Here is a 25,351-nt window from a genome sequence, read left to right on the forward strand (position 1 = left end):
TGCGGTTCACACGGGGTGTGAACGGAACACGTGCATCCGCGCTGTGCACGCGCTGTCGCTCAGCGTGCTGCCCCGGTTGACTTAGATGCCGGCCAAGCCGCCGGCTCCCCCTCGAAAAGCGGTGGCTTGGCCGGGCCGACCACTGGGGTGTCGCCAACGGTCGCGTTGTCGGCCGCGGGTGGCCCGTGGCTGGTCGCGCACGTCCCCGCACCCCTGACGTCCACGCCTCTTTCTCGGTCGTTGCGCAGGACCAGGAGTGCTATGTCGTCCGTCGGGCGGCCGGACGTGTGGTGCAGGAGGGCGGTGAGGACGGCGCGCAGGACCCTCTGGGGTGACACCGGTTGATCGCGTACGGCCTTGCGCAGCGCGTCCGGCAGCGAGAAGAAGCGGCCCCGGGCGTCCCGGGCGTCCTCCACGCCGTCGGTGAAGAGGACCAGGGAGTCGCCGGGAAGCAGCTGTCCGCAGGCGCGCGCTTCCAGGGCCGTCGGCAGCGGGAAGGGGCCCAGCGGCGGAAGCGGGTCGCCGCGCGTCAACGGCTCGACTCCGGTCCCGCAGAGCAGATAGGGCCACGGGTGACCGCAGTTGAGGGCGCGCAGGTCACCCTCGCCGTCGATCTCCAGGAGCAGGACGGTGACGAACTCCTCGGCGACCGGGTGGTCGGGCTCCTGGCCGCCGCTCGCGGGGTGTTCGGCGCGGGCGCGTTCGCGCAGGTGCCGGGCGAGGGCGCGGTCCAGCCGGCCCAGGACGCCGCCGAGCTCGGGCTCGTCGTGGGCGGCCTCACGGAAACTGCCGAGGACGGCGGCGACCGTGCCCAGCGCGGCCAGTCCGTGCCCGCGTACGTCGCCCATCACCACCCGCACCCCGTGCTCGGTGGCGACCGCCTCGTACAGGTCGCCGCCGACGCTCGCGCCCCGGTCCGCGGACAGCTGGGCCGCGGCGACGTTCAGCCCGTCCAGGCGTGGCGGCAGGGGCCGCAGTACGACGCTCTGCGCGGCCCGCGCCACCCGGCGGGCCTGCCGCAGCTCCCGCAGCAGCGCGCGGCGGACATGGGCTATCAGCCCGGTGCCGACGGCGAGGAAGACGGAGCTGGTGACGATGCGCGCGCCGAGCCCGGTCTGCTGGGCGAGCGGGCAGCCGAACTTGTAGGCGACCGCCGCGGCTCCCCAGACCATGGGCAGGGCGGCACGCCGCGCGGTGGGTGCCCGTGCCTTGATGCGGATCATGCCTCTGGTCCCCCATGTGGGCCCCGAAAGAGCAGACGGACCGACCCCGAAAGGCCGGTCCGATTCTGTCGAGGGCATGGCCCGGGAAGACCGGATCGCCGTCAGTTCCCACCCGAACGAGTGAGCCCGCGCCGGTCAACCCGCATTTATGCAGCTCGCCGCGGGGGTGACCGGCTTCCTGGGCCCTCAGCCGACGGCCTTCCCCACGAGCTCGCCGATCCTCGCCTCGTCGGCGGCGGTCAGCTCCTTCAGGGCGTAGGAGGCCGGCCACATGGTGCCCTCGTCGAGGTTCGCCCGGTCGCTGAAACCGAAGGTCGCATAGCGCGTCTTGAACTTCTCCGCGCTCTGGAAGAAGCAGACGACCTTGCCGTCCAGGGCGTACGCGGGCATCCCGTACCAGAGCTTGGGGGCGAGCCCGGGCGCGGCGGCCCTGACCACGGCGTGGAGCCGTTCGGCCATGACCCGGTCGGAGTCCCGCATCTCGGCGATCTTGGCGAGCACGGCGGCCTCGTCCTCCGCCGCCTTGGCGGCGCGCGACGCGCCGCGCGTCGCCGACCTGACCTCCTTGGCCCGCTCCTTCATCGCCGCTCTCTCCTCGTCCGTGAATCCCCCGGACGTGGCGGCGGTCCTCGCGGTCGTCTTCTGCGTGGCCTTCACAGTGGGTCTCCTTCGGTTCTCGCGGGGGTGGGCGGGGACGGTGGGTGTCAGCCCCACGCGCCGGCGATCTGGCGGGTGGTGGCGTTGAGCCGGTTGAACAGGTTGGTGACGCCGATCATCAGGATGATCGCGGCCAGCTGCTTCTCGTCGTAGTAGGTGGCGGCCGTGTCCCAGACCTCGTCGCTCACCGCGTCGGGACGGTCGGCGAGCCGGGTCGCGGCCTCGGCCAGCGCGAGGGCCGCGCGCTCCTCGTCGGTGAAGTACGGGGCCTCCCGCCAGGCGGCGACCGTGGCCAGCCGCTCGTCGCTCACACCGGCCTTGCGGGCCGTCTTGGCGCCGGCGTCGACGCAGGCGCTGCACCCGTTGATCTGGCTGACCCGCAGATGCACCAGCTCCAGCGTCTGCTCGTCCGCTCCGCCGGAGTGCACGGCCTTGAAGAGCTGCTGGATGGGCTGCATGGCGTCGGACAGGACGACGGCGGGGTTCTGCATACGGGACTGCATCTCGGTCTGCTCCTTAACTGGCTTGCTTGCTGTCGGTGCCCCTGTCGTCGGGGCGTGACTCCATGACAGCCGCAGCGGCCTGCCCGGGCCATGGCGATGGGACACCGTGGGACAGCCGAAAGGGCCTTGACCAGCGGCGAATTGGCTGGGAAGACTTCAGCCGGAACGGGACGGAGAGCGGGGGGACAGTGGAAGCACACGCACGGACGACGACGACAGACCCGCAGGAGGAACTCGCGGCCCGGCTGCGTCTGCTGCAGGAGCTGTCCGGGCTCGGGGTACGGGCCCTCGCGCGTGACGCCGGCCTCAGCTCCTCCTCCCTGTCGCGGTACCTGAACGGGCAGACCGTGCCGCCCTGGCCCGCCGTGGTGGCCCTCTGCCGGCTCGTCAAGCGCGACCCCCGCCCCTTGCGCCCGATGTGGGAACGGGCCTCGAACCCCTTGCCCGCGCCCCCGAAGAGCACCCGCCAGGGCCGCCCGCCGGCCCGCAACGACCTGCCGCGCGACGTGCCCGACTTCACCGGGCGCGAGGAGCGGCTCGCCGCCGTGCTCGGCGCCGTCGCGAGCCATCGGGCGGTCTCCGTCGACGGCATGGCGGGCGTCGGCAAGACCTGTCTGGCGGTGCACGCCGCGCACCGGCTCGCCGCCGACTTCCCGGACGGGCAGCTCTATGTGGACCTGCACGGGTTCACCGAGGGCCGGCCGCCGCTCGACCCCGAAGCCGCGCTGCGCATGCTGCTCGGCGCGCTCGACGTGCCGTCCGAGAAGGTCCCGCAGGACGGGCTGGAGCAACTGGCCGCCTGCTGGCGGTCGGAGCTGGCCGGCCGGCGGGTCGTCGTGGTCCTCGACAACGCCGCCGACGCCGAGCAGGTGCGCCCGCTGCTGCCCGGTGCCGGTCCCTCCGTCGCCCTGATCACGAGCCGCAACCGGCTGCTCGGACTGGACGAGGTGCCCCCGGTCTCGCTCGACGTGCTGAGCCCCGAGGAGAGCGCCCGGCTGCTGGCCCGGGCCAGCGGCGACCCCGACGGGCCCGACGGCAGGCTGGCCCGCGATCCCGGCGCCGCCGCCGAGGTGCTGCGGCTGTGCGGCCATCTGCCGCTGGCCCTGCGCCTGGCCGGGGCGCGGCTGCGGCACCGGCCGGGCTGGACCGTGGGCGTCCTCGCCGAGCGGATGGCGCAGGGCGCGGGCGGGTTCGACGTCGCGTTCGGCGCGGCGCTGGCGATGTCCGTACGCCAGCTGAACCGCTCCCAGGCCCGGCTGTTCCGGCTGCTGGGCCTGCTGCCCGGGGAGTCCTTCGACGAGTACGTGGTGGCGGCCCTGGCGGACGTGCCGCTGCACAGCGCCGGGGCGATGCTGGAGGACCTGCTCGACGCGCACCTCGTCCAGCAGCCGACGGTGGGCCGCTACCGGCTGCACGACCTGGTGCATCAGCACGCGCGGCGGGCCGCGGTGGAACAGGACGCGCCGGCCGACCGGGAGCGCGCCCTCGGCCGGGTGCTCGACTACTACGTGCACGCGGCGGCGGCCGCCGACGCCGCGATGCCGTTCCTGTCACCCGGCCGGGCACCCTCCGCCGGACAACGCCCGGCCGAGCTGCCGGAGTTCAGGGACAAGCACGCGGCCTTCACCTGGTTCGTGACCGAGTACGGCAATCTGATGGCGGCCTTCGAGACGGCGGCTGCCGTCGGGGCCGATGCGCACGTGTGCGAGCTGCCGCGCTTCCTGCGGGCCTACTTCGCGCGGCGCTGCGGCACCACGCATCTCAACGTCCTCTTCGAGCGGTCGCTGGCCGCCGCCGAGCGCCTGGCCGACCCGGTGCAACTGGCCGAGGCACACAGCGACCTGGGCTACGCACGCTACAACGCGGGCCGGACGGCCGAAGCGGCCGCGGCGTACGAGGCGGCGGGACTGCGGCTGGCCCAGGCGGGCGACGCCCGGGCGGAGGCCGAACTGGCCGTCCGGCGCGGCTACTTGAGCTGGGACGCGGGACAGGCCGAGGAGCCGCTCGCGCTCTTCCGGCTGGCGGGGAAGCTGTACGAGCAGGCCGGCTGCCCGACGGGAGCGGCCCACGCGGCGGCGTCGGAGGCCTGGACGATGCTCCAGCTGGGGCACCGTACGGAGGCGGCCCGGCAGGCCCGGGTGGTGCTGGACCTGCAGCCCACCGACCCCGCCTGGCCGCCCGGTCTCACGGCCCGGATCACACTCGGCCTGGCCGTCGCCCCAGAGGAACCCGAGGAAGCGGCGGACCAACTGCGTCAGGCGCTGACGCTGGCCCGCGAGGACGGGCACCTCAACAACCAGGCGTGGTGCCTCAACTGCATGGGCGTGGCGCTGCGGCAGATGGGCCGGTACGAGGAGGCACTGGCCAGCCACCGGGAGGCCTTCGCGCTCCTGGACGAGCTGTTCGAGGAACACTGGAAGATCCACTTCCTCAACGGCTACGCCGAGACCTGCCGCCTCGCGGGCCTTGCGGACGAGGCGCTACGGCTGCACCGCGAGGCCCTTGAGCTGGCCCGGAGGCTCGGCAACCAGCACGCGGAGGCGCTGGCGCAGGAGGGCATCCAGCAGCTCGTCCCGGCCGGGTAGCGCCCCGAAGGGACGCGGGGCTGCTGTGTTCACCATGCGGCTCCGCCGCAGGGGCGCGGCCGGCCACGGACAACCCGCGGCCGGCCGCGCACAGAACCCCTACGGCGACTAGCCCCGAAGCACAGCCCCGGTCCGCTCGCCCGCGAGGGCGACCGCCGCATCCCGGGCAGCGGACGCCTCGTCCACCGTCAGCGTCCGGTCACCGGCCCGGAACCGCAGCGCGTACGCCAGCGACTTCTTGCCCTCGCCCAGCTGCTCGGCGTTCTCGTACACGTCGAACAGCCGGAGGGACTCCAGGAGTTCACCCGCGCCCTCACGCAGCGCCGCCTCGACCTCCCCGGAGGGGATGGGCTTGTCGACCACGAGGGCGACATCCTGCGTGGCGACCGGGAACGTGGAGATGCTCGGCGCCTGCGGCACGCCGTCGCCCACCGCCTCCAGGGCGTCCAGGTTCAGCTCCATCGCACAGGTGCGCTCGGGCAGCCCCAGGGCCTTCAGCACGCGCGGGTGCAGCTCACCCGCGTGGCCGACGACCTGCTCCGCGCCGTCGGCGACGACCACCAGCTCGGCGCAGCGGCCGGGGTGCCAGGGGCCGTACTGGCCCTTGCGGAGGATCAGTTCGGCACCGGCTTCCCGCGCCACGGCGCGTCCGGCCTCCACCGCGTCCGCCCAGTCCGCCGGACGGCCCTTGCCCCACCAGCCGGCCTGCTCGCGGGCGCCGGTGAGGACGACGGCCACATGCCGCGGCTGCACGGGCAGCGCGGCGTTCAGCACGGCGATCTCCTCGTCGGTGGGACGCCGGTCGACGGGCAGGTGCGTGGCGACGCGCTGCTCCTCGCGGGGGTGGAACACCAGCCCCGTCTCGAACAGCGCCAGGTCGTGCGAGCCCCGGCCGTCGTTGCGCCGCAGGGCACCGAGCAGGCCCGGCAGCAGCGTCGTGCGCAGCGCGGGCTCCTCGTCGCTGAGCGGGTTGACCAGCTTGACGACACGGCGGGCCGGGTCGTCGGCCGCCAGGCCGAGCTGGTCGAAGACCTGCTCGCCGAGGAAGGGGTAGTTCGGCGCCTCGACGTAGCCCGCGCCGGCCAGCGCCCGCCCGACCCGGCGGTGCAGCCGCTGGCGGTGGGTCAGGCCACGGCCCGAGGGCAGCTTGGGCAGCGTGGAGGGCAGGTTCTCGTAGCCCTCCAGGCGGATGACCTCCTCGGCGAGGTCGTTCGGGTCGACCAGGTCGGGCCGCCAGGACGGGACGGTGACGGTCAGCTCGTCCTGCCCGTAGACGTCGCAGCCGACCTGCTGGAGGCGGCGGACGACCGTCTCACGGCCGTAGACGACACCCGCGACCTTGTCCGGGTGGTCGGCCGGGATGGTGATGGTGTGCGGCGCCGAGGGCGCGACGACCTCGGTGACGCCGGAATCCGCCGTACCGCCCGCGAGCAGCACCAGCAGGTCCACGGTGCGCTGCGCGGCGGCCGCGGCGGCCTGCGGGTCGACACCGCGCTCGAAGCGGCGGGACGCCTCGGACAGCAGCTTCTGGCGACGGGACGTCCGGGCGACCGCGACGGCGTCGAAGTGGGCCGCCTCGATGACCACGTCGGTGGTCCCGTTCACCCCGTCCTCGGTCACCTCGTGGTCGGCGATCTCCGTGTTGGCGCCGCCCATCACACCGGCGAGGCCGATGGGGCCGCGGTCGTCGGTGATGACCAGGTCCTCGGCGTGCAGCTTGCGCTCGACGCCGTCGAGGGTGACGAGCTTCTCGCCCTCCTCGGCGCGGCGCACGCCGATGGTGCCCTGGACCAGCTTGCGGTCGTAGGCGTGCAGCGGCTGGCCCAGCTCCATCATCACGTAGTTCGTGACGTCGACGGCGAGCGAGATCGGGCGCATGCCGACCTTCTGCAGCCGGCGCTGGAGCCAGATCGGCGAGCGGGCCTCGGGGCGCAGACCGGTGACCGTGCGGGCGGTGAACCGGTCGCAGCCGAAGGGGTCGGAGACCTGGACGGGGTAGCCGTAGGCGTTCGGGGCCGGCACGTCGATCAGGGCCGGGTCGCGCAGCGGCAGACCGTAGGCGATGGCGGCCTCGCGGGCGACACCGCGGATGGACAGGCAGTCGCCGCGGTTGGCGGTGACGGCGATGTCCAGGACCTCGTCGACCAGCTCCAGCAGCTCGACGGCGTCCTTGCCGACCTCGGTCTCCGGCGGCAGCACGATGATGCCGTGGGTGCCGTCGTCGCCCATGTTCAGCTCGCCGCTGGAGCAGATCATGCCGCGGGAGACCCGGCCGTAGGTCTTGCGCTCGGCGATCCGGAAGTCGCCGGGCAGCACGGCGCCGGGCAGCGCCACGACGACCTTGTCGCCGACCGCGAAGTTGCGGGCACCGCAGATGATCTCCTGCGGCTCACCCGTGCCGTTGGCCTGGGCAACGTCGACGGTGCAGAAGCGGATCGGCTTCTTGAACTCCGTCAGCTCCTCGATCGTCAGGACCTGGCCGACGACGAGCGGGCCCGTGAGGTCGGCGCCGAGCTGTTCGACGGTCTCGACCTCCAGGCCGGCCGAAATGAGCTTGGCCTGGACGTCGCGGCCGGTCTCCGTGGCCGGCAGGTCGACGTACTCCCGCAGCCAAGAAAGCGGGACCCGCATCAGATCTCCATCCCGAACGGCCGGGTGAACCGGACGTCACCCTCGACCATGTCTCGCATGTCTTCGACGTTGTGGCGGAACATCAGCATCCGCTCGATGCCGAACCCGAAGGCGAAGCCGCTGTACTTCTCCGGGTCGACGCCGCAGGCGGTGAGCACCCGCGGGTTGACCATGCCGCAGCCGCCCAGCTCGATCCAGCCCTCGGACGAGCAGGTGCGGCAGGGCCGGTCGGGGTTGCCGACGGACTCGCCCTTGCAGACGTAGCAGAGCATGTCCATCTCGGCGCTCGGCTCGGTGAAGGGGAAGAAGTTCGGCCGCAGCCGGGTCTTCATGCCCTCGCCGAACAGGGACTGGACCATGTGGTCCAGGGTGCCCTTGAGGTCGGCCATGGTCAGGCCCTCGTCCACGGCGAGCAGCTCGACCTGGCGGAAGACCGGGGTGTGCGTGGCGTCCAGCTCGTCGGTGCGGTAGACGACGCCGGGGCAGATCACATAGACCGGCAGCTCACGGTCGAGCATCGAGCGGATCTGCACGGGCGAGGTGTGGGTGCGCAGCACGACGCCGGACTCGGTGCCACCGTCCGGGCCCTGCACGAAGAACGTGTCGGCCTCGCCGCGGGCCGGGTGGTCCGGGCCGATGTTCAGGGCGTCGAAGTTGAACCACTCCGCCTCGACCTGCGGGCCCTCGGCGACCTCGTAGCCCATGGCCACGAAGATGTCCTCGATGCGCTCGGACAGCGTGGTCAGCGGGTGGCGGGCGCCGGCCGGGACGCGGTCGTACGGCAGGGTGACGTCGACGTCCTCCTCGACCAGCACGCGGGCGTCCCGCTCGGCCTCCAGCTCGGCCTGCCGGGCGGCGAGCGCCTTGTTCACGGCGCCGCGGGCCATGCCGACGCGCTTGCCGGCCTCGGCCTTGGCGTGCGGGGGCAGGGCGCCGATCTCGCGGTTGGCGAGGGCCAGCGGGGAGGCGGGGCCGGTGTGGGCGACCTTGGCCTCGTGGAGCGCGTCGAGGGAGTCCGCGGCGGCGAAGGCGGCGAGCGCCTCGTCCCGCATGCGCTCGATCTCTTCCGGTTTCAACGCCTCGACCTCTACAGGGTCGTACGACTTATTGGGTGCCGACATCTCTTCCCGTGCTTCCGATTAGCTGGCGGATGGTCCCCGTCACCGACTCGCGAGGGCCGCGTGAAGGACACAAAGGTGCCAAAGGTCGAGTCTAACGGGGTGGAGATAGACGAATGGCCCGTGGGCCGCTAGGCGAGATACGCCGGCGCGGCCACGGGCAACGTAAATCGGAACTCGGCGCCGCCGCCGGGGGCGCGGCCGACCGTGATGGTGCCGCCGTGGGCCTCGACGATGCCCTTGACGATGTACAGCCCGAGGCCGGTGCCGCCGCGCTTGCTGCCCCGCCAGAAGCGGGTGAAGACGCGGTTCATGGACTCCTCCGGGATGCCGGGACCCTCGTCGCTCACCGTGACCGACGTGCCGGTTTCCTCGCCCTCGCGCGGGGATGCGCAGGGCGTCACGTCCATGGTGACGGTTCCCTCGCCGTGTCGCACGGCATTTTCGATCAGGTTGCTGAGCACCTGGTCGATCTTGTCGGGGTCGGCCCACAGGGCGGGCAGCGGCTGTTCGATGCGGAGCAGGAAACGGTCGGCGGGCTGGCCGGCGGCGACGTAGGCCTGGATGTGCCGGGAGACGGCGGCCCCGATGTCGACGGGCTGCCGGCGCACCTCCAGCCGCCCGGAGTCGATCCGCGAGATGTCGAGCAGTTCGGCGATGAGCCGGGTGACCCGGTCGGCGTCGGCGTCGACGGTCTCCAGCATCAGCCGCTTCTGGTCGTCGGTGAAGCGTTCCCACTTGGCGAGGAGGGTGGCGGTGAAGCCTTTCACGGAGGTGAGGGGCGAGCGCAGTTCATGGGCGACCGTCGCTATCAGCTCGGCATGGCTGCGCTCGGTACGGCGGCGGGCCTCGGTGTCCCGCAGGGAGACGACGACCCGCCGGACGGGCCCCAGGGGCCGCTCCCGCACGTACCGGGCGGAGACCAGCACCTCCCGCCCGCCGGGCAGCAGCAGATTGCGCTCCGGCTGCCGCACCCGGATCGCGAGTCCTCCGTAGGGATCGGTGAGCTGCCACCAGCGGCGGCCCTCCAGATCCTCCAACGGCAGCGCCTTCTCCAGCGGCTGTCCGAGGGTGTCGGCGGGGCGCACGGCGGTGATCCGCGCGGCGGCGGCGTTGAAGCAGACGACGCGGCCGTGCTCGTCGGCGACGACGAGGCCGTCGGGCAGCTGGTCGGGGTCGAGGCCGTAGCCGTGGTCGGCGTGCCGGGACGCGGGCGTACGCCAGGCGTCCCGCCCCTCCGGCGTGGCGCTCGTGCCGGCCACACTCATCCCCGTACCCCACCTCTCAGACGGCGCAGGGCCCCGAGCTGGTCACCCTACTAGCTCTGGGTGACGGAGCGGCACCCTCCGGAGGCGCGCTGTGCACGGGCCGACGCGTAGAGACATACGGCGGCGGCGGTGGCGAGGTTCAGGCTCTCGGCCCTGCCGTGGATCGGCACGCGCACCACGGCGTCCGCGAGCGCGCGGGTCTCCTCCGGCAGCCCCCAGGCCTCGTTGCCGAACACCCAGGCGCTGGGCTCGCCCATGGTGCCCTTGTCCAGTTCCTCGTCCAGGTCGCGGTCCCCCGCCCCGTCGGCGGCCAGGATGCGCACCCCGGCGTCCTTCAGCCCTTGGACGGCCCGCTCGACGGGCACGCCGACGGCGACCGGCAGATGGAAGTGGGAGCCCACGGAGGCGCGTACGGCCTTGGGGTTGTACAGGTCGACGGAGGCGTCGGTGAGGATCACCGCCTCGGCGCCGGCGGCGTCGGCGCAGCGCAGCACGGTCCCGGCGTTCCCGGGATCCCGCACATGCGCCAGCACGGCGACCAGCTTCGGCCGGGCGGCGAGGATGTCCTCGAAGGGCGTGTCCAGGAACCGGCACACCCCGACCAGCCCCTGCGGGGTGACGGTGGTGGAGATGTCGGCGATTACGTCCTCGGACGCGAGGTGCACCCGGGCGCCCGCGTCACGCGCGGCCCCGATGATGTCGGCGTACCGCTCGGCGGCCTCGACGGTAGCGAACAGCTCGACGAGGGTGGGGGTGCCGTCGACTCGATGCCCGGCCGCTTCCCTGACGGCCTGCGGCCCCTCCGCGAGGAACAGCCGGTCCTTGCCCCGGAAGTTCCGCTTGGCGAGCCGCCGCGCTGCGCTGACACGGGCGGACTGCGGGGAGATGAGCTCGGGAGAGACGGGGGGCATCCTTGTTACCTTCGGAAACTTGTGGCGCCCCAAAGGGGCGCGGGGAACTGCGCGAGCGACCACGACGCGCCCGCGGCCGAACGACGGCCGAGGGACCTCAACAACAGGACCCGCAAGCCGTAAAAGCCTGCGGGTCCAGTGAGCGTCGGCTCAAAGCCAGCGCAGCGTCACGCGGCCTTGGGCGCGTTGACGTCCGACGGCAGCGCCTTCTGCGCGACCTCGACGAGCGCGGCGAACGCACCCGCGTCGTTCACGGCCAGCTCGGCCAGGATCTTGCGGTCGACCTCGACGTTCGCGGCCTTCAGACCCTGGATGAAGCGGTTGTAGGTGATGCCGTTGGCGCGGGCAGCGGCGTTGATGCGCTGGATCCACAGCTGACGGAAGTCGCCCTTGCGCTTCTTGCGGTCGTTGTAGTTGTAGACCAGCGAGTGGGTGACCTGCTCCTTGGCCTTGCGGTAGAGGCGCGAACGCTGACCGCGGTAGCCGGAGGCCTGCTCGAGGATCGCCCGGCGCTTCTTGTGGGCGTTGACTGCCCGCTTGACGCGTGCCACTTGTTAACTCCTTGTAGCGGGGCCGTGGGGGTACTCACACGACCCGGAAACGATTCGGTCCCGGTCCAGACGTACGGCGCTCAGACGGCGCCGCAGGTCACTTGCCGAGAAGCTTCTTGATCTTCGCGGCGTCGCCCGGGGCCATCTCGGCGTTGCCGGTGAGGCGACGCGTGACGCGGGACGACTTGTGCTCGAGCAGGTGGCGCTTGCCGGCGCGCTCGCGGAGCACCTTGCCGGAGCCGGTGATCTTGAAGCGCTTGCTGGCACCGCTGTGCGACTTGTTCTTCGGCATAGCGCCGTTATCTCCTCGTCGGTGGCGCTCCGGTGCCCGGTCGCGAAACCGGGCACGGTGGAGCGTCGCTCTCTTGTATCGGTTACATCCTCGGGGACCTGAAGGTCCCCCGGGATCACGCCTCGGCGGGCTCCTCGGCGGACGCCTCGGCCTCGGCAGGGTTCTGCGAACGACCGGGGTTGGCCTTCGCCTCCGCCTTGCGGGCTTCCTGCGCCTGCCGGGCCTCGGCCATGGCCTCGGTCTTCTTCTTGTGCGGACCGAGGACCATGATCATGTTTCGGCCGTCCTGCTTCGGGTTCGACTCGACGAAACCGAGGTCCTGGACGTCCTCCGCGAGACGCTGCAGCAGTCGGTAGCCCAGCTCGGGACGGGACTGCTCGCGACCACGGAACATGATCGTGATCTTGACCTTGTCGCCCTGCTTGAGGAACCGGACGACGTGACCCTTCTTGGTGTCATAGTCGTGCGGGTCGATCTTCGGCCGGAGCTTCATCTCCTTGATGACCGTGTGCGCCTGGTTCTTGCGCGCCTCACGGGCCTTCATGGCCGACTCGTACTTGAACTTCCCGTAGTCCATGAGCTTGCACACGGGCGGACGGGCGTTCGCCGCGACCTCGACCAGGTCCAGGTCGTACTCCTGCGCAAGCTCCAGTGCCTTAGCGAGCGGGACGATGCCCACCTGCTCGCCACTGGGACCGACAAGTCGCACCTCGGGAACGCGAATCCGGTCGTTGATGCGGGGCTCGGCGCTGATGGATCCTCCTCGGTAGCACCACACGGTTGTCTGGCGGACAGCCGCGTATGTCTGTTCAGTAGACCTAACCGCGCCGAAGCAGAAAAAATGCCCCGGACGATCACAGGCGGGGCTCCAATGGCTACCGGAGCACCGCCGCGGTGACCGCGGGGCGCACTCTCGGGCGACTCCATCGTCCGTACGGAACGATGGTGGCCGCCTGACCGGGTGACCCGCCGTCCCGGGGGACGGTCAGGTGGGAGATCGGAGCCTCCACTTGTGGGCCGCACACTTGAATGTTCGGCCGGTCGTCAACCAGGTTACCAGGATCGCTTGACAAGGCCTAATCGAGAACCCGTAAGCGGGAACCGCTTATCGTGTGGGGCATGAGTGAGACCCCTCCTGAGAGCCCCGACTTCGACGCGATGACCCGGGACATCGCCGAGGTCCCCGCCGTCGAGGTGATCGTGACGGTCGCCGTCAACCTGATGAGCGCCGCCGCCGTGAAGCTCGGGCTGAGCGAGGAGGGCGAGAAGTACAAGGACCTGGACGAGGCCCGCAAGCTGATCGCCGCGCTCGCCGGCCTGCTGGACGCGAGCACGACCGAGATCAGCTCCTTCCACGCGGCGCCGCTGCGCGACGGCCTGAAGTCGCTGCAGCTGGCGTTCCGCGAGGCGTCGATCGTCCCGGACGAGCCGGGCCAGGGACCGGGCGAGAAGTACACCGGCCCGGTCTACGGCTAGCTATCCCTTCACGTACAGGGGCTCGCCCGGAGGCGTGGTCCCGGCCGGCAGCAGTGCCAGGTCGAGGCCGCGCACCAGGCGGGCCCTCAGTGTTTCGTCGGCGGCGAGCCGCTCGGCGACCGCGCGGGCGGCCTCGGCGGGCGGGGCGTTCGGGTCGAGGACAAGGGCGAGGGTGCCGTCGGCCTGTCCGGGCCCGAGGTGGGCGCGCAGCACGGCGGGCTCCGCCGCCACCGCCGTACGGACGGCCTCGATCACGGCCGGGTCGGCGAGCGGGTCGGCGCTGGTGCGGCCCTCGGCGAGGGCGAGCAGCGCCGGGCCGGTCAGCTCGAAGGGCACCGGTCCGGCGAGGTCCAGCACGACCGTGTCGGCCTTCTCGTGGGCGGCGGCCTGCAGCGCCTGGTGCAGGGGGACGGCGACCGGGCGGGCCCCGGGGTCCCAGCGGGCGAGGGAGTCGGTGGAGGTGAAGGCGGGCAGGGCGGTGCGGTGGCCGGCCTTCAGGGTGGGCACGGCCATGTCGCTGGTCTTCTCGCGGCGCATGCCGTTCTCGTCCTCCTCGACCTCGCCGAGCACGGCGACGACCGGGACCAGCAGGCGGGCGCCCTTGAGCGCCTCCAGGACGGGCCCGAGGGCGCCGCGGTCCTCGGCCCAGGCGGCGAGCGCGGCGCTCAGCCGGGGGTCGGCGGAGCCGTCGTCGTCGGAGAAGCCGGGGTCGGGAATGTTCTTGTTCGCCACGGTCACCGACCCTATAGGGGGGAAGCTGCAGGCCTTGTGCGGGGCCGGAAACAGTGCCGTCATCGCTTTCACAGGAATCTCAGCTTTCCCTGACCCGGATCTCACGTCCGGCTAACGGGGCGCACAGTCCGCGCCACGAGCATCGCGGGCATGGAGTCCCCCAGAGCCCGCCGTGGCCGTCGTGCGCGCCCGTCCCGGCGCGGTCCGCTGCTGTCCGTCGCGCTCGCCGTGGTCGCCGTGGGCGGGATGACGGCCGGGGGCACGGTGTATGTGAAGGCTCGGGCGCACTCGGGGGCGGCGGCCGTATCGTCGGCGGCGACGCCCTCGGCCTCCCCTTCGGCCGGGGCGGGCGAGGAGGCCTCGGTGGAGCCCGTGACGGAGCCGGCGGTGGACCGGGAGGCGCTGCTGGGCAGGGCGATGACGGCGGTGAGCGTGCCGTCGGGTGCGCAGGTGTCGGCGGCGGTGCTGGCGGTGGACTCCGGGGAGAGCGCCGCGTACGGCGACGCGTCCTTCGACACGGCGAGCATCGTGAAGGTCGACATCCTGGCCGCGCTGCTGCTCCAGGCGCAGGACGCGGGCCGGCGGCTGACGGACGCCGAGCGGGCGGACGCCACGAAGATGATCGAGAACAGCGACAACGCCTCCGCGACGGCGCTGTGGCAGACGATCGGGCGGGCGGACGGCCTGGACGCGGCGAACAAGCGCTTCGGCCTGACCGCGACCCGGGGCGGCGAGGGCGAGCTGTGGGGGCTGACGCAGACCACGGCCGCGGACCAACTCGGCTTGCTCCAGCAGGTGTTCGGGGAGGACTCCAGGCTGAGCGCGGCCTCCCGGGCCTATGTGCAGGGGCTGATGACGTCGGTCGAGGCGGACCAGCGGTGGGGGGTGTCGGCCGCCGCGGAGGGCGACTCCTGGGCGCTGAAGAACGGTTGGCTGCCGCGCAGCACGACCGGGCTGTGGGACGTGAACAGCATCGGGCGGATCACCGTGGACGGCTCCGACTACCTGGTGGCGGTGCTGTCGAAGGGCACGCGGACACAGGCGAGGGGCATCGCGCTGGTGGAGGCGGCGGCGAAGGCGGCGGTGTCGGCGTTCGCCGGCAAGTGATCGGTGTGAACCGTTGAACGATCTGGCCTCCGGCCCCAAATGAACTAGCCTTTAAGGAACTTGACGATGAGCGGGCCGGACGATGGCGCCCTCTTTACCTGGTGCGATGCGCCTCGCGCCCGGCCACGGAAGGAGCACAGTGCCTCCCGTACGCCCAACTCGCCGTGCCCTCATGGCCGGTGGCCTCGGAGCCGCAGCCGCCCTCGCCCTTCCTTTCACGGCGTCCGCACCGGCAGCGGCGGCCGATCTCGTCCCCATCCGCCTGGCCGGGCCGACCGGGCCCCTGCCGGTGGGCGCGGTGGAGCTGCACCTGGTCGACCCCTCCCGGACGGATCCCTGGTCGGGGCAGCCGCGCGAGGTGATGGTGACCGTGACGTACCCGGCCGTCGACGTCCGTGACCGCGCGACGCTGCCCTGGCTGCCGGCGGGTGCCGAGCGGGCGCTGAAGGCCCGCTTCGGCGGCGCGGTGGACGGCTACGCGCTCCCCGAGACCCACAGTGCGGACCGCGCACCGGCCCGGCCGGGCCGCCGTCCGGTGCTGCTCCACTCGCCGGGCTACATGTCGGACCGCACCTTCAACACGCTGCTCATCGAGGAACTGGCGTCCTGGGGCTATGTCGTGGCCGCGGTCGACCACCCCCACGACTCGGGCGAGGTGGAGTTCCCGGACGGCCGCGTGGTGCTCAGCCGCACCGACGACGCGAGCCAGGAGGCCCGCACGGCCGCGGTCCTGGTGCGCGCCGCCGACCTGCGGTTCGTCCTCGACGCGCCGGCCGTGCTGGACCGGGGCGGCAACCCCCGACGCCGAGGGACGCCCGCTCCCGCGCGGGCTGCGCGGGACGCTGGACCTCACGCGGGTCGGCGCCTTCGGGCACTCCCGGGGCGGGGCGGCGTCGGCGCTCGTGATGTACCTGGACGAGCGGGTGCGGGCCGGCGTCGACCTGGACGGCGCCCTGTACGGCCCGGTGGTCGAGCGCGGTCTCGACCGGCCGTTCCTGCTGATGGACACGGCGATCCACGACGGGCTGAACGAGGCCGGCTCCTCGCCGCCGTTCTGGCGGCACCTGAGTGACTGGCACCGCTGTCTGCGGCTCGCCGACGCGGACCACAACTCCTTCACCGACATCGTGGCCATCGCCCCGCAGGTGCCCGAGCCGGTGCGGCGGCAGTTGCAGGCCGGCACGATCCCCGCCGACCGGGCGGTCGCCGCCGTAGGGGCGACCGTGCGGGCCTTCTTCGACCTCCAGCTGCGCGGCCGCCCGGACACGCGGCATCTGCTGCGGGGCGCGTCGCCGCGCTACCCGGAGATCCTCTACATCGCCGGATAGCGGGCTGACGCCCGGACGCCCTCAGGCCCGCTGCCTGCGGCCTCGCCACAGCACCACGCCCGCCACCAGCAGGACCCCGCCGGTGCCGCCGGCCAGGGGGCCCGCCCAGTCGGCGGTCGAGGACGAGGACTTGGGGGCGTCCGGGCCTTCGCCGAAGTACTTCCTCCCGTACGACGCCGCGCGCAGGCTGTGCGGCCTGAGCCGCTCGGCCGCCCGCAGCGCGGCCGCCGGGTCGATCATGCCGAAGCCGCGGGAGTCGTCCCGGCCGCCGACCGGCGCGTTCCGGGCGGTGTCCTCCAGGAGCTTCTTGATCTGGGCCGGGCCAAGCTCGGGATGGGCGGCCTTGACCAGGGCCGCGGCGCCGGAGACGAAGGCGGAGGCGGCCGAAGTGCCCCAGCCCGCGTAGTACCTGTGGTCGGGGTCGGCGATGACCACGTCGACGCCGGGTGCGCTGACCGCGGCGTACCAGCGGCGGGTCGAGAAGGAGGCGCGGGTGCCGTAGCGGTCGACGGCGGTCGCGGCGATGACTCCGGGGTAGGCGGCGGGGTAGGAGACATGGTCGCCCTTGTCTCCGCCGTTGCCCGCGGAGGCGACGACCACCACGCCCTTCTTCAGGGCGTACTGCACGGCCTCGTCCTCGCTGGGTTCGGGGTGCGCGGAGTTCGAGTCGTCGCCGAGGGAGAGGTTGATGACGTCGGCGCCGTGGTCGGCGGCCCAGCGGATGCCGTCGGCGAGGGCGTTGCCGCGGCTGGTGCGCGCCTTGGCGCGGGCGGGGTCGCCGTCCTCCAGGATCACGCGCACGGGCAGGATCTTCGCCTCCGGGGCGACGCCCATGACACCGGCGCCCTTGCCCGGGCCGTGGCCGTGCCCGGCGATGATGCCGGCCATGGCGGTGCCGTGCCGGGCCCAGTCGCGGTCGCCCTGCCTGGCACCGAAGCCGATCATGTCCTTGGCCGGCAGGACGTTGCCGGCAAGGTCCGGATGGTCGGCCTCGACGCCGGTGTCCAGGACGGCGACGGTGACGCCCCGGCCCTTGGTGGTCCGCCAGGCCTCGTCCAGGTGCAGCGCGGACAGGCCCCACTGCTGGGCGCGTATGCCGTCGGCGTGGGCCGTGGTGGCCGGCGCCAGGGCCAGGGCGCCGGCCAGCAGCAGGCTCAGCGCCGCGCCGGCGGGTTCCACACGGTGGCGGCCGCGTGTCGATTGCCTCATGAAGGATTCTCCGTGGCCGTGCCGATGCTCTGGCGCAGGCGCCGTTCGATGCGGTCGGCCAGGCCCTGCGCCTCGTTGCCGAGCCCGGCCTGGGCCGGTGCGGTGGTGGCGCCGGCGCTGACGGCGTCGGCGGCGGGCTGGGGCGTGTCGACGCTGCGGCCGTCGGCCCAGCCGGAGACGGCGTAGGCGACGACGGGGGCGTCGGTGAGGACGGAGATGGTCCAGGAGGCGCGCTGCTCGTCGCCGAAGCCGGCCGCGGCGGTGCCCTTGGCCGCGTACGGCCGGGGCATCAGGTCGGCGCGCCGCTCCAGGCGCTCGGTGCGGAAGCGGTGGGCGAGCGCGGACATGGCGGCCGGGTCGGCCTTGGTGAACAGCAGGCCGACGGTGGTGACATAGCTCTGGGTGGCGTCGGTGTAGGTGGCGCGCAGGAGTCGCCGGCAGCCGACCGGGGCGAGCACCTTGGCCAGCAGCGGGTCGAAGGCGTGCGCGCAGCCGGTGTCCGGGGCCACGGCGATCCTGGTCCAGGTGCGGTCGGCGCCGCCGGGTCCGGCGCCCGTGCCCTGCACGGTGGGCGGGAACAGCTGGTCGACGGGCACGTTGTGCCAGAGCGCGCCGGCGGTGGCGAAGTGGTCGCCGGTGGCGTCGTCCGCGCCGTCGTCGGTGAGCCAACTCCCGGTCACCGCACCGCCGATGAGGCCGAGACCGAGCACGAGGCAGGCGGCAGCGGCGGCGGTACGGGGTCCCACCCGGTGCCAGGCCCGCTCGCTGAAGGCCTCGGGCTCCCCGAACGACACGACGGGCCGCGCCGCCGCGGCGGCGCTCCAGGACAGCGCGGGGTCCGGCCCGAAGGCGCCGGCGGGTGGTGGCGGCCCGACGGGGTGGGCGGGCGCCATCGGGCTCCAGGCGGTCGCGGACCGCCCGGCGCCGGGCGCGGCAGCGGAGGCGGTGCGGCGGTCACTGCCCGTCCCGGCGGACGGGCTTGCGGGAGCGGAGGCCGGGCCGGGCCCGGTACCGGAACGCGGTGCCTTCGGGGAGTCGGTGATCGGGCGGAGCCGGGCCGTCGTCTCGGACGCGGTGACGGGGCGGAGCCGGGCCGTCGTCTCGGCGGGGGTCTCCGCCGGGGCGTCCGGCCGACCGGCCTGCCGTCCGGGGCGGTGGGCGGGGCCCGCGGATCCGGCCGCACCGGTCCCGCCCCGGCGCGCCTCGCGCCCCGTGCCGGGCGGCGCGTCGGGGAACCGGGCGGAGGCGGGCGGTGGCGGCGGGCTCACGGGCTCGCCGGCCGCGGGCACGACGGGGCGCTGCCCCTGCCCCGCACGGGTACCGGAGCCCGCGCCCAGGGACCGGCCGTCCCGACCGGCGCCTTCGGCGGAAGCGGGACCGCTCCCGGCGGCCGGCCCGGACGAGACCGCGGCGCTCTCCTCGGGGCGCCCGGAGGCAGGCACACCGCCGCCGGCCAACCCCGCACCGGAAGGCGCCCCGTTCCCCACGAAGGCATCGGCCGACGCCCGGCCCTCGGCCGCGGCCGACCCTGCAGACGTCCGACCTTCGCCCGCGGCTGTCCCAGCCGACGCCCGGCCCGCTCCCGAGAGGCCTCCTGCCGATGCCCCGCTCCCACGAGCGAAGCCCTCGGCCGACGCCCGGCCCTCGCCTGCGGCGGACCCTGCCGACGGCCGGCCCTCACCGGCGAAGCCCCCGGCCTGCGGTCGGACTTCGTTCGCGCCCGTCCTCGACGAAGCCGTCTCCTCGCGTTCCCCGGCCCCGGTGGACGGGCGGCCGGCTCGCGGTGTGAAGACCGACGGCTCGTCGTCGGGGTCGTCGGGCGGGGAGGACGGGCGGGGTGGGGTCGAGGGGCGTGGGGGGATCGGAGCGTGGCGTGCCTCGGTGGTCATGCACCCCCCGTTTCCTCGTGCCCGGGCCGTCCTCACGTACGCGGGCCGCTGCGCTGCTCGGCCGCGCCCGGCGCGAAAGCCTCCCGGGCACGCATACCCGTACGGCTGGACCGGCATCCCGGTTCAGGTGAAGCGGCCGGGCGCCTTCCGCCGTACGTGCGCGTCACTCTACGGGTTGTCCGGACCGGAATCAGAACCAGTCCGGGGTGCCGGGGTATCTGCCCGGAACGTCCCCCTACCCTGCGGTAATCCTGTCTGGCAGGCTTCCGTCATGACTGCGCGCGCCGCCGACCGGGCCCGTTACGACCGGGCCACCGCCCATCTCGACGCCCCTCTCGCGATCGTGGATCTGGACGCCTTCGACGCCAACGCGGCCGATCTCGTCCGCCGGGCCGCCGGCAAGCCGGTCCGGGTCGCGAGCAAGTCGGTTCGCTGCCGGGCGCTGCTGGAGCGCGTCCTGGCGATGGACGGCTTCCAGGGCGTCATGTCGTTCACCCTGGCCGAGTCGCTGTGGCTCGCCCGCTCCGGGTTCGACGACGTCCTGCTGGCCTATCCGTCCGCCGACCGCGGCGGCTTCGCGGAGCTGGCCGCCGATCCCAAGCTCGCCGGCGCGGTGACCGTGATGGTGGACGACCCGGCGCACCTCGACCTCATCGACGCCGCCCGCGACGGCGGAGGCGAAGTGGTGCGTGTCTGCCTGGAGTTGGACACCTCGCTGAAGCTGCTCGGCGGCCGGTTCCGGGTCGGGGCGCGCCGCTCTCCGCTGCACTCCCCCGCCCAACTCGCCGAGCTGGCCCGGTCGGTGGCCCGGCGCCCGGGCTTCCGGCTGGTCGGGATCATGGCGTACGAGGGGCACATCGCGGGCGTCGGGGACGCGGTGGCCGGGCGGCCGCTGAGGTCCCGGGCCATCCGGCTGATGCAGGCGGCCGCGCGCCGGGAGCTGGCCGAGCGGCGGGCCGAGGTGGTGCGCGCGGTACGGGAGGTCGTGCCCGGCCTGGAGTTCGTCAACGGCGGCGGCACGGGCAGTGTGCAGCACACCGCCGCCGAGGACTCGGTGACCGAGATAGCGGCCGGCTCGGGGCTGTACGTGCCGCGCCTGTTCGACAACTACACGTCTTTCACCGGCCGTCCGGCCGCTCTCTTCGCCCAGCCCGTCGTACGCCGCCCGGGAGTCGGGGTGGTCACCGTGCTCGGCGGCGGCTACCCGGCCTCCGGCGCCGCCGGCCCCGACCGGCTGCCGGTGCCGTACCTGCCGGAGGGGCTGGAGTACGACCCCCAGGAGGGCCCCGGCGAGGTGCAGACCCCGTTGCTCGGCTCGCCCGCCGACGACCTCCTCATCGGCGACAAGGTGTGGTTCCGGCACGCCAAGGCGGGCGAGCTGTGCGAGCGGTTCGAAGCGCTGCACCTCATCGAGGGCGACGAGGTGACGGCGACCGTGCCGACCTACCGGGGTGAGGGGCGGACCTTCCTCTGACCGGCCGGCCTACACGGGCGTGACGTACGCGCCCGCGATTCCGCCGTCCACCAGGAAGTCGGTGGCGTTGACGAAGGAGGAGTCGTCGCTGGCCAGGAAGGCGACGGCGGCGGCGATCTCCTCGGCCTCGGCGAACCGGCCGACCGGGATGTGCACAAGACGGCGCGCGGCCCGCTCCGGGTCCTTGGCGAACAGCTCCTGCAGCAACGGGGTGTTGACCGGCCCCGGGCACAGAGCGTTGACGCGGATGCCCTCCCGTGCGAACTGCACGCCCAGCTCACGCGACATGGCGAGGACGCCGCCCTTGGACGCGGTGTAGGAGATCTGCGAGGTCGCCGCGCCCATCCGGGCCACGAAGGACGCGGTGTTGATGATGGAGCCCTTGCCCTGGCGCCGCATGTAGGGGATGGCGGCCTTGCAGCACAGGTAGACGGAGGTGAGGTTGACCTCCTGGACGCGCTTCCAGGCCTCCAGGCCGGTCTCCAGGATGGAGTCGTCGTCGGGCGGGGAGATGCCGGCGTTGTTGAAGGCGACGTCGACGCTGCCGTAGGTGTCGTAGGCCGCCTGGAACAGCGCCTCGACCTGCTCGGGGTCGGTGACGTCGGTCTTCACGAAGAGCCCGCCGACCTCGTCGGCGACGGCCTTGCCGCGGACCTCGTCCACGTCCGCGCAGACCACGTGGGCGCCCTCGGAGGCGAGCCGCCGGGCGGTGGCGAGGCCGATGCCGCTGCCGGCTCCGGTCACGACGGCGGTACGGCCGACCAGGCGGCGGCAAACACTGTTGTCGGTCACTGTGCGGGGCCCTCCGTGCTGATGAAGACGTTCTTGGTTTCGGTGAAGGCGGTCAGGGCGTCGGGGCCGAGCTCGCGGCCGAGGCCGGACTGCTTGAAGCCGCCGAACGGGGTCCAGTAGCGGACGCTGGAGTGGGAGTTGACGGACAGGTTGCCCGCGCGCACGGCCTGGGAGACGCGCAGGGCGCGGCCGAGGTCCCGGGTCCACAGGGAGCCCGAGAGGCCGTAGGGGGTGTCGTTGGCGAGGCGGATCGCGTCCTGTTCGTCGGTGAAGGGCAGTAGGACGGCCACCGGGCCGAAGATCTCCTCGCGGGCCGCCCGGCCGTCCGGCCGCTCCCCCGTCAGGACCGTCGGCGCGAACCAGAAGCCGGGGCCGTCGGGGGCGCTGCCGCGCAGGGCGGGGGCGTCCTCGGGGACGTACGACCGTACGCGGTCCAGTTGCTGACGGGAGATCAGCGGGCCCATCTGGGTCTTGTCGTCGGCCGGGTCGCCCACGACGACGGAGGCGAGGGCGTCGGCGAGGAACGCGCGGGCGTCCTCCAGCACCGATTCCTGCACGAGGATGCGGGTGCGGGCGCAGCAGTCCTGGCCGGAGTTGTCCAGGAAGGAGAAGGGGTCCAGGGCGGCGGTGAGGTCGGCGTCGGCGAAGACGATGTTGGGACTCTTGCCGCCGAGTTCGAGGGTGACCGGCTTGACGAGCCTCGCGCAGCGCTCCATGACCTCGCGGCCGGTGCGGGTGGACCCGGTGAACACGATCTTCGCCACGTCCGGGTGGTCGACCAGGGCGCGTCCGGCGGTGTGGCCGTGGCCGGGCAGCACCTGGAAGACGTGCTCGGGCAGGCCCGCATCCAGGGCGAGTTCGGCGAGGCGGAGCGCGGTGAGCGGGGTGGTCTCGGCGGGCTTGAGGACGACGGCGTTGCCGGCCGCGAGCGCCGGGAAGGAGCCCCAGGCGGCGATCGGCATGGGGAAGTTCCAGGGGGCGATCACGCCCACCACACCCAGGGGTTCCTGGAAGGTGACGTTCCAGCCGCCGGGCACCGGGATCTGCGTGCCGAGGAGGCGTTCGGCGCCGCCGGCCGCGTACAGCAGCAGGTCGCGGGCGTTGCCGGCCTCCCAGCGGGCGCCCGCGACGGTGTGACCGGCCTCGCGGACCTCCAGCCGGGCGAGTTCCTCGAGGTGCGCGTCGACGGTGTCGGCGAAGCGGCGCAGCAGCCGGGCCCGGTCGGCGGGGGCGAGGGCGGCCCATCCGGTCTGGGCGCGCGTGGCCCGTGCGACGGCGGCGGCCACGTCCTGCTCGCTCGCGGCGGGGACGGTGGCGACGACCTCTTCGGTGGCGGGGTTGAGGACGACGAGCTCGTGCGGGTCGGACACGTGATGACCTTTCACATGCGTTATCACAGGCGTTCGAAGGAGCGGCGCAGCTCCCAGTCGGTGACCGCGGCGTCGAAGGCCTCCAGCTCGACGCGCGCCATGTTCCGGTAGTGCGCGACGACCTCGTCCCCGAAGGCGGCCTTCGCGATCGGGCTGTTCTCCCACAGCTCGGCGGCCTCGCGGAGAGTCGTCGGCACGTGCTCGAAGTCGGCGGTGTAGGCGTTGCCCGGGCACGGCTCGGGCAGTTCCAGCTTCTGCTCGATGCCGTAGAGGCCGGCCGCGACGAGACCGGCGACGGCGAGGTACGGGTTCACGTCCCCGCCGGGGAGGCGGTTCTCGAAGCGCAGGGACCGGCCGTGGCCGACCACGCGCAGGGCGCAGGTGCGGTTGTCGTGGCCCCAGGCGACGGCGGTGGGGGCGAAGGAGCCCGGCTGGAACCGCTTGTAGGAGTTGATGTTCGGGGCGTACAGGAGCGAGAAGTCGCGCAGCGCGGCGAGCTGTCCGGCGAGGAAGTGCCGCATGACGTCCGACATCCCCTCGGGGCCCGCCATGGCGTTGGTGCCGGCGGCGTCGGCGAGCGAGAGATGGATGTGGCAGGAGTTGCCCTCGCGCTCGTTGTACTTGGCCATGAAGGTGATCGAGACGCCCTCCTGCGCGGCGATCTCCTTGGCGCCGGTCTTGTACAGCGCGTGCTGGTCGCAGGTGACGAGGGCGTCGTCGTAGCGGAAGGCGATCTCGTGCTGGCCGGGGTTGCACTCGCCCTTGGCGGACTCGACGGTGAGGCCGGCGCCTGCCATCTCGTTGCGCAGCCGGCGCAGCAGGGGCTCGATGCGGCCGGTGCCGAGGATCGAGTAGTCGATGTTGTACTGGTTGGCCGGGGTGAGGCCCCGGTAGCCCGCGTCCCAGGCCTGTTCGTAGGAGTCCTTGAAGACGATGAACTCCAGCTCGGTGCCGACCTGGGCGGTGTAGCCGAGCCCGGCGAGCCGTTCCAGCTGGCGGCGCAGGATCTGGCGGGGCGCGGCGACGACCGGGGAGCCGTCGTTCCAGGCGAGGTCGGCGACGAGCAGGGCGGTGCCGGGGTGCCAGGGGATGCGGCGCAGGGTGGCGAGGTCGGGGTGCATGGCGAAGTCGCCGTAGCCGCGGTCCCAGGAGGACATCGCGTAACCGTCGACGGTGTTCATCTCGGTGTCGACGGCGAGGAGGTAGTTGCAGCCCTCGGTGCCGTGGTGCAGGACTTCGTCCAGGAAGAAACGGGCGGCGAACCGCTTGCCCTGCAGCCGCCCTTGCATGTCGGGGAAGGCCAGGACGACAGTGTCGATCTCACCGCTCGCGACGAGGGCGTGCAGTTCCTCTACGCCGAGCGGGGGTGTGCGGTCTGCCACGGGAGAGCCTCCTTCGGCGCCTTCGCGCTTTTTCGGCCGAGCCGGGAGCCATAAGGTATTGCTCAGAACCTTTGCTTGGGAAGGGGGTACGGCCGGATGTCCTGGGAGAGGGATGCGCGGCAGACGGGCGACCGGCTCGCTGCGGTGCTGCGGCCGGTGCGGGCGGGCAACGGCTTCGAGGAGGCGCTGGAGCAGATCCTCCAGGTCGTGCGGCTGGGGCTGGTGCCGGGCGGGGAACGGCTGCCGGCCGAGCGGGAGCTGGCGGAGCGGCTCGGGATCAGCCGGGTGACGCTGCGCGAGGTGCTGAAGGTGCTCCAGGACCAGGGGCTGGTGGAGGCGCGGCGCGGGCGCTACGGCGGAACGTTCGTCCTGCCGCGCGCGGACGCCGGCGGGGAGGACGAGCTGCGGCGGCGGATCGCCGAGGTCGACGTCGAGGACGTGCTGCGCTTCCGCGAGGTGCTGGAGGTGGGCGCGGCCGGGCTGTGCGCGGCGCACGGGCTGACGGACGAGCGGGCCGAGCGGCTGCGCGAGGCGCTGGCCCGCACGCACGACGCCCCCCTGGCCGACTACCGCCGCCTGGACACCCTGCTCCACCTGACCCTCGCCGAGCTGTGCGGGTCCCCCTCCCTGACCGCGCAGTACGCGGCGGTCCGGGCCACGGTGAACGACCTGCTCGACTGCATCCCGCTGCTGGTGCGCAACCTGGAGCACTCGCAGCGCCAGCACACCGCGCTGGTCGAGGCGGTGCTGGACGGGGACGCGGACGGCGCGCGGGAGATGATGCGCGAGCACTGCACGGGCACGGCGGCACTGTTGCGGGGCTTCCTGACGTGAGCGCACTCTTGTAAAGGTA

The 25,351-nt window shown here is 73.1% G+C and carries 23 protein-coding genes; 7 read left to right on the forward strand and 16 right to left on the reverse strand.

The features are described 5' to 3' along the window. Positions 1 to 59 precede the first annotated feature (59 nt). The 3 genes from ACIBJF_RS01195 to ACIBJF_RS01205 all read right to left on the reverse strand — a co-directional run bounded on the left by ACIBJF_RS01195 (position 60) and on the right by ACIBJF_RS01205 (position 2,383). Positions 60 to 1,223 carry a PP2C family protein-serine/threonine phosphatase gene (locus tag ACIBJF_RS01195; protein ID WP_399171554.1) on the reverse strand — a complete coding sequence of 388 codons (1,164 nt, stop codon included), beginning with the start codon at positions 1,221 to 1,223 and terminating at the stop codon, positions 60 to 62. A gap of 186 nt (positions 1,224 to 1,409) precedes the next feature. After that, entirely contained in the window at positions 1,410 to 1,880 is a 471-nt protein-coding gene (locus ACIBJF_RS01200) for an iron chaperone (protein WP_399171555.1), read from the reverse strand. Between the two features lie 47 nt (positions 1,881 to 1,927). After that, on the reverse strand, positions 1,928 to 2,383 hold the full coding sequence (locus ACIBJF_RS01205) for a carboxymuconolactone decarboxylase family protein (protein WP_351804302.1): 456 nt from the start codon (positions 2,381 to 2,383) through the stop codon (positions 1,928 to 1,930). Positions 2,384 to 2,571: 188 nt separating this feature from the next. On the opposite strand from ACIBJF_RS01205, the gene ACIBJF_RS01210 reads away from it, so the two are divergent. Beyond that, complete coding sequence (locus ACIBJF_RS01210; RefSeq protein WP_399171556.1) at positions 2,572 to 4,968, forward strand: ATP-binding protein; 2,397 nt, start codon at positions 2,572 to 2,574, stop codon at positions 4,966 to 4,968. Positions 4,969 to 5,076: 108 nt separating this feature from the next. Here ACIBJF_RS01210 and pheT read toward each other — a convergent pair whose 3' ends face one another. The 7 genes from pheT to infC all read right to left on the reverse strand — a co-directional run bounded on the left by pheT (position 5,077) and on the right by infC (position 12,517). After that, a complete protein-coding gene (gene pheT, locus ACIBJF_RS01215) occupies positions 5,077 to 7,599 on the reverse strand; it encodes a phenylalanine--tRNA ligase subunit beta (protein WP_399171557.1) in 2,523 nt (840 codons plus the stop codon). Next, complete coding sequence (gene pheS / locus ACIBJF_RS01220) at positions 7,599 to 8,720, reverse strand: phenylalanine--tRNA ligase subunit alpha (protein WP_399171559.1); 1,122 nt, start codon at positions 8,718 to 8,720, stop codon at positions 7,599 to 7,601. Before pheS ends, pheT begins: the two co-directional genes overlap by 1 nt. 128 nt (positions 8,721 to 8,848) lie before the next feature. Continuing rightward, positions 8,849 to 9,985, reverse strand: a complete 1,137-nt coding sequence (locus tag ACIBJF_RS01225; RefSeq protein ID WP_399171561.1) for an ATP-binding protein — start codon at positions 9,983 to 9,985, stop codon at positions 8,849 to 8,851. Positions 9,986 to 10,035: 50 nt separating this feature from the next. Continuing rightward, on the reverse strand, positions 10,036 to 10,896 hold the full coding sequence (locus ACIBJF_RS01230) for a TrmH family RNA methyltransferase (RefSeq protein WP_399171562.1): 861 nt from the start codon (positions 10,894 to 10,896) through the stop codon (positions 10,036 to 10,038). Positions 10,897 to 11,063: 167 nt separating this feature from the next. Beyond that, positions 11,064 to 11,447, reverse strand: a complete 384-nt coding sequence (rplT, locus tag ACIBJF_RS01235; RefSeq protein WP_004002577.1) for a 50S ribosomal protein L20 — start codon at positions 11,445 to 11,447, stop codon at positions 11,064 to 11,066. A 97-nt stretch (positions 11,448 to 11,544) separates the two neighbouring features. Continuing rightward, entirely contained in the window at positions 11,545 to 11,739 is a 195-nt protein-coding gene (gene rpmI, locus ACIBJF_RS01240; RefSeq protein ID WP_003977225.1) for a 50S ribosomal protein L35, read from the reverse strand. Between the two features lie 115 nt (positions 11,740 to 11,854). Further along, entirely contained in the window at positions 11,855 to 12,517 is a 663-nt protein-coding gene (gene infC, locus ACIBJF_RS01245; protein ID WP_078630469.1) for a translation initiation factor IF-3, read from the reverse strand. A 341-nt stretch (positions 12,518 to 12,858) separates the two neighbouring features. On the opposite strand from infC, the gene ACIBJF_RS01250 reads away from it, so the two are divergent. Continuing rightward, the gene (locus ACIBJF_RS01250) at positions 12,859 to 13,215 is read left to right on the forward strand and encodes a DUF1844 domain-containing protein (RefSeq protein ID WP_399171563.1); all 357 of its coding nucleotides are present in this window, start codon (positions 12,859 to 12,861) and stop codon (positions 13,213 to 13,215) included. On the opposite strand, the gene ACIBJF_RS01255 is transcribed toward ACIBJF_RS01250, so the two are convergent. Continuing rightward, positions 13,216 to 13,947: an SseB family protein gene (locus tag ACIBJF_RS01255; RefSeq protein ID WP_399171564.1), complete on the reverse strand. Its 732-nt coding sequence runs from the start codon at positions 13,945 to 13,947 to the stop codon at positions 13,216 to 13,218. 150 nt (positions 13,948 to 14,097) lie between these two features. Here ACIBJF_RS01255 and ACIBJF_RS01260 point away from each other — a divergent pair, with 150 nt between their 5' ends. The 3 genes from ACIBJF_RS01260 to ACIBJF_RS01270 all read left to right on the forward strand — a co-directional run bounded on the left by ACIBJF_RS01260 (position 14,098) and on the right by ACIBJF_RS01270 (position 16,382). After that, positions 14,098 to 15,054, forward strand: a complete 957-nt coding sequence (locus ACIBJF_RS01260; protein ID WP_399171565.1) for a serine hydrolase — start codon at positions 14,098 to 14,100, stop codon at positions 15,052 to 15,054. Positions 15,055 to 15,226: 172 nt separating this feature from the next. After that, on the forward strand, positions 15,227 to 16,126 hold the full coding sequence (locus ACIBJF_RS01265; RefSeq protein WP_399171566.1) for a hypothetical protein: 900 nt from the start codon (positions 15,227 to 15,229) through the stop codon (positions 16,124 to 16,126). Continuing rightward, positions 16,056 to 16,382 (forward strand): hypothetical protein, encoded by a 327-nt coding sequence (locus ACIBJF_RS01270; protein WP_399171567.1) that lies wholly within the window; start codon positions 16,056 to 16,058, stop codon positions 16,380 to 16,382. The genes ACIBJF_RS01265 and ACIBJF_RS01270 overlap by 71 nt, the downstream gene beginning before the upstream one ends. 21 nt (positions 16,383 to 16,403) lie before the next feature. On the opposite strand, the gene mycP is transcribed toward ACIBJF_RS01270, so the two are convergent. Together mycP and ACIBJF_RS01280 are read right to left on the reverse strand one after the other, a co-directional pair. After that, positions 16,404 to 17,591 (reverse strand): type VII secretion-associated serine protease mycosin, encoded by a 1,188-nt coding sequence (gene mycP / locus ACIBJF_RS01275; RefSeq protein WP_399171568.1) that lies wholly within the window; start codon positions 17,589 to 17,591, stop codon positions 16,404 to 16,406. Beyond that, positions 17,588 to 18,880 carry a hypothetical protein gene (locus ACIBJF_RS01280; protein ID WP_399171569.1) on the reverse strand — a complete coding sequence of 431 codons (1,293 nt, stop codon included), beginning with the start codon at positions 18,878 to 18,880 and terminating at the stop codon, positions 17,588 to 17,590. The genes mycP and ACIBJF_RS01280 overlap by 4 nt, the downstream gene beginning before the upstream one ends. A gap of 871 nt (positions 18,881 to 19,751) precedes the next feature. Here ACIBJF_RS01280 and ACIBJF_RS01285 point away from each other — a divergent pair. Further along, a complete protein-coding gene (locus tag ACIBJF_RS01285) occupies positions 19,752 to 20,954 on the forward strand; it encodes an amino acid deaminase/aldolase (protein ID WP_399171570.1) in 1,203 nt (400 codons plus the stop codon). A gap of 9 nt (positions 20,955 to 20,963) precedes the next feature. Here the strand turns inward: ACIBJF_RS01285 and ACIBJF_RS01290 are convergent, their stop codons facing one another. The 3 genes from ACIBJF_RS01290 to ACIBJF_RS01300 are packed head-to-tail and all read right to left on the reverse strand — an operon-like array spanning position 20,964 to position 24,498. Beyond that, entirely contained in the window at positions 20,964 to 21,746 is a 783-nt protein-coding gene (locus ACIBJF_RS01290; RefSeq protein WP_399171571.1) for a 3-oxoacyl-ACP reductase, read from the reverse strand. Continuing rightward, positions 21,743 to 23,116 carry an aldehyde dehydrogenase family protein gene (locus ACIBJF_RS01295; RefSeq protein ID WP_399171572.1) on the reverse strand — a complete coding sequence of 458 codons (1,374 nt, stop codon included), beginning with the start codon at positions 23,114 to 23,116 and terminating at the stop codon, positions 21,743 to 21,745. The genes ACIBJF_RS01290 and ACIBJF_RS01295 overlap by 4 nt, the downstream gene beginning before the upstream one ends. A gap of 23 nt (positions 23,117 to 23,139) precedes the next feature. Next, positions 23,140 to 24,498: a glutamine synthetase family protein gene (locus tag ACIBJF_RS01300; protein ID WP_399171573.1), complete on the reverse strand. Its 1,359-nt coding sequence runs from the start codon at positions 24,496 to 24,498 to the stop codon at positions 23,140 to 23,142. A 96-nt stretch (positions 24,499 to 24,594) separates the two neighbouring features. On the opposite strand from ACIBJF_RS01300, the gene ACIBJF_RS01305 reads away from it, so the two are divergent. Then, positions 24,595 to 25,332, forward strand: coding sequence for a FadR/GntR family transcriptional regulator (locus ACIBJF_RS01305; RefSeq protein ID WP_399171574.1), 738 nt, complete (start codon positions 24,595 to 24,597; stop codon positions 25,330 to 25,332). Positions 25,333 to 25,351: the final 19 nt, after the last annotated feature.

Origin of the sequence: Streptomyces sp. NPDC050743, from assembly GCF_044456925.1 — a bacterium.
Classification (GTDB): Bacteria; Actinomycetota; Actinomycetes; order Streptomycetales; family Streptomycetaceae; genus Streptomyces.

Bases quoted from the DNA above. Each gene is read 5' to 3' on its own strand.
- ACIBJF_RS01195 (WP_399171554.1), bottom strand. From the start codon at position 1,223: ATGATCCGCATCAAGGCACGGGCACCCACCGCGCGGCGTGCCGCCCTG.
- ACIBJF_RS01205 (WP_351804302.1), bottom strand. From the start codon at position 2,383: ATGCAGTCCCGTATGCAGAACCCCGCCGTCGTCCTGTCCGACGCCATG.
- pheT (WP_399171557.1), bottom strand. From the start codon at position 7,599: ATGCGGGTCCCGCTTTCTTGGCTGCGGGAGTACGTCGACCTGCCGGCC.
- pheS (WP_399171559.1), bottom strand. From the start codon at position 8,720: ATGTCGGCACCCAATAAGTCGTACGACCCTGTAGAGGTCGAGGCGTTG.
- ACIBJF_RS01225 (WP_399171561.1), bottom strand. From the start codon at position 9,985: ATGAGTGTGGCCGGCACGAGCGCCACGCCGGAGGGGCGGGACGCCTGG.
- ACIBJF_RS01230 (WP_399171562.1), bottom strand. From the start codon at position 10,896: ATGCCCCCCGTCTCTCCCGAGCTCATCTCCCCGCAGTCCGCCCGTGTC.
- rpmI (WP_003977225.1), bottom strand. From the start codon at position 11,739: ATGCCGAAGAACAAGTCGCACAGCGGTGCCAGCAAGCGCTTCAAGATC.
- ACIBJF_RS01250 (WP_399171563.1), top strand. From the start codon at position 12,859: ATGAGTGAGACCCCTCCTGAGAGCCCCGACTTCGACGCGATGACCCGG.
- ACIBJF_RS01260 (WP_399171565.1), top strand. From the start codon at position 14,098: ATGGAGTCCCCCAGAGCCCGCCGTGGCCGTCGTGCGCGCCCGTCCCGG.
- ACIBJF_RS01265 (WP_399171566.1), top strand. From the start codon at position 15,227: ATGGCCGGTGGCCTCGGAGCCGCAGCCGCCCTCGCCCTTCCTTTCACG.
- ACIBJF_RS01270 (WP_399171567.1), top strand. From the start codon at position 16,056: ATGGACACGGCGATCCACGACGGGCTGAACGAGGCCGGCTCCTCGCCG.
- mycP (WP_399171568.1), bottom strand. From the start codon at position 17,591: ATGAGGCAATCGACACGCGGCCGCCACCGTGTGGAACCCGCCGGCGCG.
- ACIBJF_RS01285 (WP_399171570.1), top strand. From the start codon at position 19,752: ATGACTGCGCGCGCCGCCGACCGGGCCCGTTACGACCGGGCCACCGCC.
- ACIBJF_RS01305 (WP_399171574.1), top strand. From the start codon at position 24,595: ATGTCCTGGGAGAGGGATGCGCGGCAGACGGGCGACCGGCTCGCTGCG.